Source organism: Gloeobacter kilaueensis JS1 (assembly GCF_000484535.1).
Classification (GTDB): domain Bacteria; phylum Cyanobacteriota; class Cyanobacteriia; order Gloeobacterales; family Gloeobacteraceae; genus Gloeobacter; species Gloeobacter kilaueensis.
In genome coordinates this window covers 1161352-1173018 of record NC_022600.1, presented here as the reverse complement: position 1 = coordinate 1173018, position 11667 = coordinate 1161352, and the positions used below count along the sequence as shown (strand labels likewise).

Here is an 11667-nt window from a genome sequence, read left to right as displayed (position 1 = left end):
CAAAAGAGAACGCATGAAACTCGCCTACTGGATGTACGCCGGTCCTGCCCACATCGGTACGCTGCGCATCGCCAGTTCGTTTAAAAACGTTCATGCGATCATGCACGCGCCCCTGGGGGACGATTATTTCAACGTCATGCGCTCGATGCTCGAGCGCGAGCGCGACTTTACGCCGGTCACCGCTTCGGTCGTCGATCGCAAGGTGCTCGGGCGCGGCTCCCAGGACAAGGTGGTGACCAACATCGTCCGCAAGGACCAGGAAGAAGCGCCGGATCTGATCGTGCTCACCCCCACCTGCACGTCATCGATTCTTCAAGAAGATCTGAGCAACTTCGTCGCCCGCGCCCAGGAGCAATCGAAGGCGGACGTGCTTCTAGCCGATGTCAACCACTACCGCCACAACGAACTGACCGCCGCCGACATCACCTTCGAGCAGATCGTGCGCTTTTATATCGAAAAGTGCAAAGGCAACCTGCCGGCGCGCAGCGAGAAGCCCTCGGCCAACATTCTCGGCATCTCAACTTTAGGCTTTCACAACCACCACGACTGCCGGGAATTGACAAGACTGCTGGGCGATCTGGGAATCGCCGTCAACGTCGTCGCCCCCGAAGGCTGCAGCGTCCACGACATTCAAAGATTACCCGCCGCCTGGTTCAACGTCGTGCCCTACCGCGAGTTGGGCCGCCCGGTGGCCGAGTACCTGCAATCGGTGGCCCACCAGCCCTTCGTCGATATCACGCCGATGGGCGTCATCCAGACCGCCCAGTTTATCCGGGCGATCCAGCAAATTCTCACCGCCGGTGGCGTCGCCGTCGATTACGAAGAGTTCATCCGCGAGCAGACCCTCTTTGTCTCCCAGGCCGCCTGGTTCTCGCGCTCGATCGACTGCCAGAACCTGCAGGGCAAGCGCGCCGTCGTCTACGGCGACGGGACGCACGCTGCTGCGATTACCCGCATTCTCGCCAAAGAGATGGGCGTGCGCGTCGTCTGGGCCGGTACTTTTTGCAAGTACGACGGCGAATGGTTCCGCTCCCAGGTCGAAGGGTTGTGCGACGAGGTGATTGTCAGCGACGACCACGCCCTGATCGGCGATCGGATTGCCCAGGCGGAGCCGGCTGCCATCTTCGGCACCCAGATGGAGCGCCACATCGGTAAGCGCCTCGACATCCCCTGCGGGGTCATTTCTTCTCCCATCCACATCCAGAACTTTCCGGTGGGCTACCGGCCCTTCTTAGGCTACGAGGGCACCAACCAGATCGCCGATCTGGTCTACAACTCGTTCACCCTCGGCATGGAAGATCACCTGCTGGAGGTCTTCGGCGGCCACGACACCAAAGAAGTGGTCACCAAGACCCTCACCGCCGACACCGAACTGGAGTGGGACGAGGCTGCCACCCGCGAATTGGCCCGCATTCCCGGCTTTGTGCGCTCCAAAGTCAAGCGCAATACCGAGAAGTTTGCCCGCGAGAGTGGCCGCAACCAGATCACCCTCGAAGTGATGTACGCCGCCAAAGAAGCCGCCGGAGCCTGAAAAGTCTTACTCGCCGATCGTAAAGGGCTGGAGCTGCTCGGAGCGCCAGCGCCCCCGGTAATACTCGGCGGTAAAGGCGCGCACGCGGAAGCGGGGCGGTGTGCCCGCAGCCACATCGACGCGCAAAAACGAGTAGGGGCGGCGCTTGCCGCTGCCCTGGCCACTGCGGCCAATATAAAACTGTGAGTGGGCGACGGTGCGCGCTTCGCTGCCGGTATCGGTGAGAAATTCCTCAGAGAGTTCGCTGCCTTCCGGGCGCTGGCGGCGCAGGCTGAAGCCGCTGCCGCCGCAGATGAGCAGGTGCAGGCGGGCATCGCCGTGGCCGGTGTCGGCGGTGCGCAGGTACTCGCAGCAGTGGGCGTGGCCCGTAAAGATCAAATCCACCAGGGGACGGCCCTTGGATAGGGAACCGACGCGCCGGGCCACCGCATCGAGGACGCGCCGCAGGCGGCGGCGCACCGCCAGGGTCTGGGCCTGGTTCCACTTGGTCACCTCGGTGACGTAGGGCGGATGGTGCAGATAGATGATCCGACCCCGCGCCTCGGGAGACTGCCAGGAGGCGACGAGGCGCTCCTCCAGCCAGTCAAGCTGTTCGAGATCGACGGCGGTGTTCTCGACGGCGGTGAGTTGCTTTTCGAGGTCCATGCGCACCTCCTCCAGTTGCTCGATGCGGGCGCGCAGTTCCTCCAGGGGCTCGCGGTCCTCGATCTGCTCGGGATCGAGCCGTTCGCTGCTCTCCAGGAGCTGTTGCTTGTGCTCCTCCAGTTCGGCCAGCTTATTTTCGATCTGACGGCGGAATGCCTGGCCCTCGCTGCTGGTGGGCAGGGCCGGTGGGGCGTTAAAAGTATTCGAGTCGAGGGCAAAAAAGTCAATGCCGCCCGCCTCAAACTGGTAGTAGCGGTTCGGCAGGCGCGTGAAGGCACCGGGACGATAGCGCAGACAGCGGCCTGTCGCCGTCTGGGCGGTGTAGTGGGTGTCGAGGTGATGGGCCAGCTCGGCCTCACCCGTGTAGTGCTTGAGATAATCGAGAAAGGCGCGCGCGTAGACCCGGCCCCGGTCCGAGCCGCGCCAGCCCACATCGAGGTCGAGCTTGAAGCCCAACAGTTGCCGCAGCGGTTGCATCGTCTGGGCGAGCAGACCGTACAGAAAGGGCAGGTCGTAGTAGTCGTGGTTGCCCGGCACCGGCAAAAAAGGCTGGTTGAAAACCATCTGGTCGTAGGCGATCTTGCGGGGCTGCTCGCCGCCTACGAGAAATTCGCGGTAAGGCTCGATGAAGTTTTTTGGATAGTACTCGTCGGAACCGACCAGGTACATCACATCGCCGGTGTGCAGCACGAAGCGACAATCGTCGCGCTCAAAGAGCATCAGCTCAGCAATCCGCCGCTGGGGATTCTGGCCGTGGTAGGGACCGGCCCCACTGTCGCCTACGACCAGAAAGGAAAAGTGCGTCGCGTCCTCCTGGCCGTCATCCAGCACCAGGCGCGTCTGATCGATGCCGCGCTCCAGCAGGGCGGGCTCCTGCCAGAGCACGCGCTGCTTCATCTTCTCGATCTTCTCGGCGATCGGCGGGTCGATGACGAAATCCACACCCCCTCCCTGCGGTTGCAGCCAGCCCGCTTGGGCGTTTTGTCAGTGGCCGCTATCCTGTAAGAAAGTTTACAGAACCCCATGCGCACCACGCCACCGCCGCCCCTTGCGCCCCAGGACACCTTTCGCATCTCGCCGCTGATTCGCTACACCCTTTTTGGGCTGCTGGTGAGCCTGGTGCTGCCGCTGCCGATTCTGCAGGCCCGCCTGCACGCGCCAGTACCGCTGTGGCTGACGGGAGCAGGCATTGCAGTTGGCCTGGTCGCTCTGGCGGGCCTGCTGAGCCAGCGGGTCGAGACGGACGCCGGGGGCGTCACCGTCCGCTACAGCGCCTGGGTACCGGGTTTTATGGGCCGCCACTGGAAAGTCGCCTGGCAAGACATCCGCGAGATTCGCTCAGTCCCCACCAGCCAGGGTGGGCGGGTTCACTATCTGCTCACTGGCCAGGGGGAGCGCTATCTGCTGCCGATGCGCATCGCCGGCTTTGCCCGTTTTTTGCGCATCCTCGAAGCCCAGACCGACATCGACACCAGCCGGGTCAAACCCCTCGCCCAGCCCTGGATGTACCTGGCGCTGCTGGTCTGTGTGGCGCTGATGTTCGCAGTCGATCTGTTCATCGTCGCCGCCGCTTTTGGGCACAGCTAAAGATTGCATAAATCCCCCGCCCTGGCTCTACCAGAGTGTGGGCAAGCAAAATTAACTTTTACAGGCCAGTTTCCAGCCTGAATCCTGAACCATCCGGTTATTTCCGATGCTCAACAATCGGGCGGCAATGGCGTTGCAATGCTATCTCTAATTTCAATTGCATCCTGAGGATTCAAGCGATGAACGAGGCTCCCCCCAAGCGTTGGATCTGTGCCGGTGGCCGGGAGGGCGTACCGCCCCACACCGAGGTCGAAAATTACACCGACACCTGCTGGATCTGCTCACTGCCCCGGCCCAATGCTCCCGTGAGCCTGCAGCGGGGCCGCCTGCAACCCCTGCCGCTCCTGCTCGTTCTCGCTGCTCTGGCGGCGGTGGGAGGCGGAGTCTGGTGGGTGCAGACGACGAACCAAAAGCCGTCCTCCCCGCAGCAGGCCGCTTTTACCTCCGCTGCCAGACCGTCTTCCGGGGGCAACACCCAGCCACCGGAGCAGTCTGACGGCACCTTTACGCGCTTTATCGATGTAACGAACGTTCCACGGGGCATCTTCAACTACGGCGGCTCGACGACCTTCGCTCCGCTGCGCACCGGGCGACTGGTGCAGGCGATCGAGCAGGCCCATCCTGGTTTCCGGTTGCGCTACACCGACCCGTTGGGTCAAAAACCTGGCTCCGGCACCGGCATCGAGATGCTGCTGCTGGGCGAATTGAGCTTTGCCCAGTCCTCCCGTCCCCTCAAAGAAGCCGAGATCGCCGCCGCCGAGCGCCGGGGCATCGATCTGGAGCAGGTGCCGGTCGCCATCGACGGTATCGCTGTCTACGTCAATCCAGCCAATTCGATCAGCGGCCTTTCGCTGGTCCAGCTTGAGCAGATTTATACCGGTAGAGCGACCAACTGGCGGCAGGTGGGCGGCCCAAACCTGCCCATCGTCCCCTTTAGCCGCGATCTCAGGGCCGGTGGCACGGTCGATTTTATGAACGAGCACGTCTTTAACCGCAAAGGTTTGGGCCGCAGTGTCCGCCTTGTGCAGGACACCACCGACTCGCTGCGCAAGGTGAGCGCCATCCCCGGCGGCATCGGTTACGCCACCGCTGCTGAAGTGGTTGGCCAGCGCGGTATTCACCCCCTGCCCCTCATCAAAAACAACACCCGCATCGCCCCATTCGACCGCAGCGGACGGATCAACGAATCTGCCTTCACGAGTGGCAGCTATCCGATCACCCGCCGCCTCTACGTGATTGTCAAGCACGATGGCCGCCTCGACGAGCAGGCGGGCACCGCCTACACCAACCTGCTACTGAGCGACGAAGGCCAGCAGTGGGTGCAAAAGCAGGGCTTCATCCCGATCCAGGGCAGCAGTTCTCAGCAGTAGGCTCTCGCCTGTCGTCTAAGCTGAAATCGGCTTCTCAAACGGGGCACGATGGATCCTGACCAGTTGCAGTTTTTCGAGAAAGATTTCTGGCCCGACCTTGAGTGCGTGCCGATGGGCGTGCGCTTCAAGCTCGACAGCTGCAAGACGAAGGTGAGCCTGCGCCACTGGCAACTCCTGAGTTCAGCCGAGCGGGCCCAGCTAGTTGCCCTTCCCTGCGACAGTCCCGAGGCGCTGGCCCACTTCCAGGCGACCCTCGCCGCACTGGCTACTCGCTATGACTTTCCCCTCCTGCCCATCGCCGTCGATCCATCTCCCTGGCAACTGGAACCGCACTGTGGGCTCGACGATCAAAGCTGGCAGGCTCTCAGTCCCTTCGAGCGCTTCATCTGCATTAAGGCCGCCAACAAGCCGGAGCTGCTCGCTGCAATCCTCGCTGCTCTCTTCTCGTCTTCTAAGTAGACGAAGCTAAATAGGCAGCAGGTTTTGGGCTGGAGTGGGGGAAGTAGATTCTTTGGAGGGGGCGTTCTTTTGTTTTTGGGTACTTGCTAAAACGGTCCCCACCCCTCCACACCCCCCCTGCCCCCCGCTCTCCTCCTCCTGCCCCCCGAATGGGGGGCTGCCCCGCCGGGCAGAGGAGAAGAGATACGGTATTGAGAGTCAAGCAGCCTCCTCCTTTCTTCTCTTCCTCCGCCCTACTGCAAGCAAACCAACCTGCCGTGCTCTGCATCGAAAGGCGTGTCTGTTTTCACAACCGCCCAGGCAATGTGTAAGAGTTTGCGAGCCGCAGCGCAAAGCGCTACCTTTGCCGGTTTACCGGCTGCTCGTAGCCGCTGGTAAAAGCTTTTAATCTGCTGATTGCAGCGGATCGCACTCAAGCTCGCCATATACAGCGCCGTGCGTAAGCGGGCATTGCCTGCATGGCCGATGCGCTCTGGTCTATGAAGGCTGGTGCCGCTACGGTGGGAGCGGGGAGCGAGACCCGCGTAGGCCACCGCCGCTTCCACCGTTGCACAGCAGCCGAAGTTGAGGGTACTCACCAACACCCACCCAGCGGTGACAGACCCAATGCCTTTGATAGTGCGCAGCTTGGTTGCAGCTTGATGCCAAAGCGAGTCTTGGGCGAGCAGCGCTTCTAGCTGAGCTTCCATCTGCGCAATCTGCTCATCGAAGGTGTGGCTCAACTGCTCCAGACTCGCTTGTACCGCCGCCACCACCAACGGAAATTGCCGCAGAGCGTGCAACTGGTTGTGCAGTTGTTGGCGTTGCTGCAGCAAGGCATCGCGATGCTGCAGGCGCTGTTGGAGTTGGTAATAAATCTCAGGCGGCGGCTGCCAAAGACCAGGTTGCAGGGCGGCAGCGAGTTGGGCAAGCGTCTGGGCATCAAGCGCATCGCTTTTGGAACGCTTGAGCAGTGCCCTGGCAAAGTAATGAGACTGAGCGGGGTTGACCACACTGACGGCAAAACCTTTGAGCGCCAGAAATGTGGCCAGTCGCATCCAGTAGGAGCCTGTGGCTTCGATGACCACTAACACCTCAGCGGCGGTGGGACAGACGGCGAGTAAGCGTTCGGCCAATTGGCAGTGTCCTTCGGGGGTTTGGGGCAGTGTGATGGCAGCGGTAGGCTTTGCGTGGGTGAGCAGCCAGGCGGCAGTGACAGTGAGTGCCGCCACATCAATACCGACAAATAGCTGATAGTCGTTTTGTGAACCGTCTCGCTGCATGAGTGTCTCCAGTTGAAGCTTCAGAGGAGGTAGGCAAGTTCCGCAGGACGGCAAAAGTCTAGCCTCGTGATACGTGGTCAGTGCCACTCGATACGGTTCAGCTTTGCCGGTCCTTGATAGCGGGGGACAATCTCTTCCACGCGGTCAAAGCCGCAAGGGGGGGCACAGTCCTCACCGCTACCTTGGAACCAATAGCAATATACGAGGGGGGGTTCACTGTAACTGGGCTGCAGAGGGGCTAAGTGAAGTTAGTTGCAGGCTCGTCTTATTTTTCTTCTGCTGCAAGGGACGTAGGGCTGCTTAGAGCTGACGTTTAATGACCTTCGTCTACTGAGAACTGCTGGATAGAACAGGCATCTTGCCAGCTCACAGAGACGATAACTATCCTCCTTCAACTGGACGGTGCCCCCGGCAGGCCCGCCCGTCCGAAAAGCGCTGCCACCGAAAACTCCAGACCAGGAAAAAGCGAGTCGATGATCGGCTGCTCATCGGCAAATGTGCGCGGGGCAAGATCGCCAAAGAACACGGTGAGTGTACGTTCCACGGGATCGATGATCCACACCCGGTCCACCCCGGCAGCAAGATAATCCTCGGCCTTCTTCGCCAACTCGCCAAAAGATTGGCCCGGTGAAACCACCTCTACCACCAGTTCCGGAATGGCCGGACAGGCGGCATTCTCGTTCCACTCGCGGGGCAAGCGCTCGAAGGAAACAAAACTAAAGTCCGGTAGCGGTGCCCAGTTCTCACCTGCGCGGACGAGCGCGGTCAGCCATTCGCGCTCTGCCCGGCCCCGGTCGATGCTCCACGCCTCAAACAAGTCTTCTAGTGCCCGCTGCAGTCGGATGGAGTGATATTTCGGTGCCATCTTCGCAACTGCTCGTCCTGCTACGTACTCCCAGCGGGCATCACTCTTCGGCAGGGCCAGAAATTCTTGTAGGGTCAATAGCCTGTCCGTTGCTCCGACCATGATTCGATCCCTTTTTTATTCGAAAGAGGGCTGCCCCCGATATTACTCGCCGCCGTTGCGGGTACTCAAGCCGACGAATCGTTTACAGCTTCTTTCCAAAAGTTACTGCAGGCTCCGCTTGCGGCGCAGTGCCTCCTCCAGCACCGCTCGCACATCGCTGTCTGCAGGAAATCTTGCTATTCGAGGCGGCGAGTAGAGCCGGTGATGAAGACTTTACCGGTGCGCTCGTCGATGCGCACCTCATCCTATAAGCAGAAGCTACAGCAAGGCTGCAACCGTCATTCAGCTTAGCTAAACTGATTAGTACAATATAAAGGGCACATGGACATGGAGATTGCAAATCAAGGCCAGAGAATTTCGCTTAAGGAGGCCGTACAAGTAGCTCGCAAGTGCTTAGAAGAGTTGTACAGCGATATTCGTATTTATGACATTCTGGTCGAGGAAGTTGAAATTTCACCAGACATGTCCAAATGGATAATCACACTCGGATTTACTCGTAAGTTGGCAGACGTGTCGGGCATGACTTCCTCTGCGAGTGCGATCTTTGAGGCATTGAAACAACAAATCAAGAGGGAATATAAGTTATTTGCGGTAGATGCAGAGACGGGACTGGTTGAATCTATGAAAATCAGGAAGGTTGATGATTGACGAGCTAATACAAAAGTATGGCACCAGAGGATTATTCATTGACTCAAATATTCTTCTATTACTATTTGTTGGATCATATGATAGAAGACTGATAACGAAATACAAAAGGTTATCGACTTTCGACCAAAACAGTTTTGAAGTTTTAGTAAAGATAGTTGCGCTTTTCAGTAAACTGATTACAACTCCAAATGTCCTCACAGAAGTAAGCAATTTATCCAATCAATTGCCAATAGAAAATATGCAGAGCTACTTCCAAAGATTTTCCACCCTGCTGATAAATCTAGAAGAACAATACATATCGAGCCATGAACTTTCAATCAGGACTGACTTTCCAAGGTTTGGCCTTACTGATTCTTCGATAATCCATATTTGACACGACAAATACCTAATTCTCACGGATGATTTCAAGCTATCTCAATACTCAACGAGTGTTGGATGTGATGCAATTAACTTCAACCACATTCACTTTTATTGAACATAAATAGCACAGCTTTTGAGTTCTAAAAGTTGGCTCCTAACTGAGAGAACGTGGAAAAAGCTGTTTGTTAAGCATGCGACCGCTCCTGCTTCCCGCATCTACCGTCGGGCCTTGAGGGTCTGCAGAATACGGTTGCTGCCAGGGTCGATCCAGAATTCTTTGCCCCCTGCTTCGACTTCGTAGAAGAGGTAGCCGTTTTTGATCTCCAGTTCGAGGCGGGTGATCGGCGCTCTGGTCTGCCGGGCGATCATCTGCTGCACTTGAGCCGGTGAGGTGAGGTGGGCGTCCTGGAGATTCGGAGCAAGGGGCACCTCGCTTTTAAGACCGGCGCGAATCGCATCGTCCGGGTCGCCGGGAGGCAGAGCCAGGGCGGTCACAGGCAGCACCACCAGCAGCAGCGGCAACAGGGCGGAGAGTTTTTTCACAGATGCATCTAGAAAGAGGACCGCTCCCGATATTACTCGCCGCCGTCGCGGGTACTCAAGCCGACAAATAGCTGGGGGCCGGGGGCGTTGAAGCCGATGAGCGACTCGCGGTAGAGGGTGTTGAAGAGGTTGGTGGCGGTGAGGGTGAGCTGCAGCCCCGCCCCGATCGGCACGCCGAAGTTGAGATCGACGGTGCCGTAGCTCCCGGCCCCGATGCGGGAACTGGCAGCGCGGGCCTGCAGCAGGGCGAGCCAGCCGCCTGGACTGAGGTAGCGCAGTTGGAGGGTACCGAAGGTAGGGACGACGCTCGCCAGTTGCTGGCGGGTGGTTGAGTCGATGGCATCGGTCCAGCTGAAGACGCCCCTGAGCCGCCACTGGGGATCGAACTGGACGATGCTCTGTACTTCGATGCCCTGGATGCGGGCGTTCTGGATGTTGCCGAACTGGAAGATCGGCACGCCGTCGTCGTCTTCGCCGATCTGGCGGGCATTGAGCAGGCCACTTACTGAATTGTTGAAGTAGACGACATCGAAGGACGCGCGGCCCAGGTTGCCTCCGAAGCCTACCTCCCAGGAGGTGGTGCGCTCGGAGGTGAGGTTCGGATTGCCCTGGAGGATGATGAAGGGCGGTGCCTCGCCGCCGATGACGATGTCCTCGATCTCGGCGTTGAGGGGTCCGGCAAAACCCTGGAAGAAGCGCTCCTTGATCGTGGGAACGCGAAAGCCCTGGCTGTAGTTGGCCCGCAGACGAAAGCCGGGGGTGAAGTTCCAGACGAGGCCGACCTTGGGCGTTACCGCCGATTCGTCGATGCTCTGGCCACTGAAGCTGGTGCCGGTGCCGTAGAAAGACGATACCGGGAAACCTTCGCTCTTGAAGGAGTCGTAGCGCACCCCGGCGCTCAGCTGCAACTCAGGGATAATCGGGTAGTCGAGAAACAGATACCCTGCCAGGCCCGTCTGGCGGCCATCCGGCACCAGGGGCTGCTCGCCTGTGCCCTCGTCCTCGCTGGTGGTGAGGGTGCTGTTGGTGCCGTTTTCTTGAAAGAAGTCGAGGCCGTAGGTGAGCCGAGCGCTGCCAATCGGGGTGCTCAACTGAAAGTTGGTGCCGACGGTGTTGATCCGGATCGTGCTCGTGTTGCCGAAGACCAGTTCGCGCTCGCCCTCCGCGTCGGTTTCAAAGACCTGCTGGCTGAAGTTCTGAAAAAGCTGGTTGTAGTAGGCGCTCAGTTTTAAGTCGGTGGTCGAACCGAAGATGTTGCGGCTGGTCCACTCGATGCCGAAGCGGTCCTTGGAGGCGAGGGGCAGCCCGGCTGCTTCTTCTGGAACGTCGGAGATGGCGAGCAGGGCGGAGTGAAAGCGGTAGGCGCTGTACTTGAGGGTGATCCGGTTGTCGGCGTCCGGGAAGATCGACACCCGACCGGTGTAGGTCTGGTAGTCCTGCTGGTTGGGCACAAAGTTGCCCGCCGCGTCGAAGTAGTCGCCGGTGTTGTGGTAGGTGCCGCTCAGGGCCAGGGAAAATTTGTCACCGCCCGCTGTAAAGCGCAGGCCCTGGTGGTAGGTAGAGTAGCCGCCGAAGTAGCCCTGGTATTCGAGTTTGGGGGACGAATTGGCCCCTGGCTGGCGGGTGATGATGTTGATGAGGCCGCCAGTCGTATCCGAGCCGTAGGTGCCGGAGGCAGAGCCGCGCAAAATCTCGACGCGCTCGATGTCGCGCAGGTCCACCGAAAAGAGATCCTCGCGAATTTCACCCTGGGAGACGTTCTGCCGCTCGCCGTCGATGAGAACGGGCGAGCGGTCGTCGCCGAGGCCACGGATGCTGACGTTGGCCTCAAGGGGGCTGGTGCCTAACCCGGTCTGTACCCCCGGCACCAGATGCAGCAGGCCGGTGAGGTTCTGGGCGAGGGGCAGCATCGACTCGATCTCATCGCGGCTGATCACACTCAAACTCTCGGGGGTGCGGAACGTCGCTGCCTCGCGGCGGTTGGCAGTCACGTTCACCTCCTCTAAAAGCGAGCCGCTGCCGATAACGGCGGACGGCTCGGGAGGCTGGGCGCTCTGGATTTGGCCGAGTGCTTGAGCAGTTTGCAGAACCGCTCCCTCGTGCTGACGCAACTCGAACTGGGTGGGTGGATTGGCCGGTAACACCTCCGCAAGGGCCGGTCTTGATCCCAGGCCAACTCCCAGAACAAGTAAAACCCCACTCCACTGCCTTCGTCCCATAACCCACTCCTCCGGTACGCTTGCACTGTCGCTGCAAGAGCACAGTAGACGGCCCAGGTTAAGGTTTGACCAAGAA

Annotated in this window: 10 protein-coding genes; 5 read left to right on the top strand and 5 right to left on the bottom strand. The window is 59.6% G+C overall.

Annotation, left to right across the window (positions count from 1 at the left end):
* Nucleotides 1-13 precede the first annotated feature (13 nt).
* Entirely contained in the window at nt 14-1531 is a 1518-nt protein-coding gene (gene bchB, locus GKIL_RS05590; protein WP_023172462.1) for a ferredoxin:protochlorophyllide reductase (ATP-dependent) subunit B, read from the top strand.
* A 6-nt stretch (nt 1532-1537) separates the two neighbouring features.
* On the opposite strand, the gene GKIL_RS05585 is transcribed toward bchB, so the two are convergent.
* Nucleotides 1538-3118: a metallophosphoesterase family protein gene (locus GKIL_RS05585; RefSeq protein WP_023172461.1), complete on the bottom strand. Its 1581-nt coding sequence runs from the start codon at nt 3116-3118 to the stop codon at nt 1538-1540.
* A gap of 81 nt (nt 3119-3199) precedes the next feature.
* On the opposite strand from GKIL_RS05585, the gene GKIL_RS05580 reads away from it, so the two are divergent.
* From GKIL_RS05580 to GKIL_RS05570, 3 genes are all read left to right on the top strand, one after another.
* Nucleotides 3200-3763: a hypothetical protein gene (locus GKIL_RS05580; RefSeq protein ID WP_023172460.1), complete on the top strand. Its 564-nt coding sequence runs from the start codon at nt 3200-3202 to the stop codon at nt 3761-3763.
* A 179-nt stretch (nt 3764-3942) separates the two neighbouring features.
* The gene (locus GKIL_RS05575) at nt 3943-5133 is read left to right on the top strand and encodes a PstS family phosphate ABC transporter substrate-binding protein (protein ID WP_023172459.1); all 1191 of its coding nucleotides are present in this window, start codon (nt 3943-3945) and stop codon (nt 5131-5133) included.
* 48 nt (nt 5134-5181) lie between these two features.
* The gene (locus tag GKIL_RS05570) at nt 5182-5592 is read left to right on the top strand and encodes a nitrate reductase associated protein (RefSeq protein WP_023172458.1); all 411 of its coding nucleotides are present in this window, start codon (nt 5182-5184) and stop codon (nt 5590-5592) included.
* Between the two features lie 233 nt (nt 5593-5825).
* Here GKIL_RS05570 and GKIL_RS05565 read toward each other — a convergent pair whose 3' ends face one another.
* Nucleotides 5826-6854 (bottom strand): IS110 family RNA-guided transposase, encoded by a 1029-nt coding sequence (locus GKIL_RS05565; protein WP_023171280.1) that lies wholly within the window; start codon nt 6852-6854, stop codon nt 5826-5828.
* A 391-nt stretch (nt 6855-7245) separates the two neighbouring features.
* A complete protein-coding gene (locus GKIL_RS05560) occupies nt 7246-7821 on the bottom strand; it encodes a Uma2 family endonuclease (RefSeq protein ID WP_023172457.1) in 576 nt (191 codons plus the stop codon).
* Between the two features lie 327 nt (nt 7822-8148).
* Here GKIL_RS05560 and GKIL_RS05555 point away from each other — a divergent pair, with 327 nt between their 5' ends.
* On the top strand, nt 8149-8469 hold the full coding sequence (locus GKIL_RS05555; protein ID WP_023172456.1) for a hypothetical protein: 321 nt from the start codon (nt 8149-8151) through the stop codon (nt 8467-8469).
* Between the two features lie 576 nt (nt 8470-9045).
* Here the strand turns inward: GKIL_RS05555 and GKIL_RS05550 are convergent.
* Nucleotides 9046-9372: a PepSY domain-containing protein gene (locus GKIL_RS05550; protein WP_023172454.1), complete on the bottom strand. Its 327-nt coding sequence runs from the start codon at nt 9370-9372 to the stop codon at nt 9046-9048.
* Nucleotides 9373-9404: 32 nt separating this feature from the next.
* Nucleotides 9405-11591, bottom strand: coding sequence for a TonB-dependent receptor (locus GKIL_RS05545; RefSeq protein WP_023172453.1), 2187 nt, complete (start codon nt 11589-11591; stop codon nt 9405-9407).
* Nucleotides 11592-11667: the final 76 nt, after the last annotated feature.